Consider the following 742-nt stretch of genomic DNA (forward strand, 5'->3'; position numbering starts at 1 on the left):
TGTTTCAACTGTGGAAATCTTGGGGAATTCAACCGGATATTCTCATCGGTCATAGTCTCGGAGAATATGTCGCCGCTTGTGTTGCGGGAGTCTTCAGTTTAGAAGATGGACTCCAACTCGTTGCCAGTCGCGCCCGTTTAATGCAGCAACTTCCGCAAAATGGCGAAATGGTTGTGGTTTTTGCCGACGAAAACACGGTAAAAGCTTGTCTGGAGTCACAGCCGAATCTTGTAGAAATAGCTGTTATTAACAGTCCCAAAAATACCGTTATTTCCGGTGAAACTCAAGCCGTTAACCAAGTTGTAGAATCTCTCAATCAACAAGGATACAAAACCCAAAAACTCCCGGTTTCCCATGCGTTTCATTCTCATCTGGTTGAACCGATGTTAGACGAGTTTAGGGAAGTCGCCGAAAAAATTAAGTATAATCTGCCGTCGATTGATATTATTTCTAACGTTACGGGAACATTGGCAACCGAAGAAATAACAACCGCAGAATATTGGTGTCGTCATCTCCGTCATTCGGTGAAATTTGCTTCTGGAATAGAGACATTAAACCAGTTGGGAATAGATGTTTTTGTAGAAATCGGGCCGAAGCCAACGTTAATGAGTTTAGGACAAAGTTGTTTGGGAAACAGTGATAAATTGTGGTTGGCAAGTCTGACGCCTAAACAAGACAATTGGCAAACAATATTATCGAGTTTATCTCAGTTGTATGTAGCCGGAGTGGAGATTAATTGGTT

At 42.2% G+C, this 742-nt stretch carries 1 protein-coding gene; it reads left to right on the top strand.

Features of this window, described 5'->3' with window-relative positions:
• The coding region (locus M595_RS28190) for an acyltransferase domain-containing protein (protein WP_023069950.1) at positions 1-742 on the top strand (742 nt) is incomplete at both ends.

It is taken from the genome of Lyngbya aestuarii BL J (assembly GCF_000478195.2).
Classification (GTDB): Bacteria; Cyanobacteriota; Cyanobacteriia; order Cyanobacteriales; family Microcoleaceae; genus Capilliphycus; species Capilliphycus aestuarii.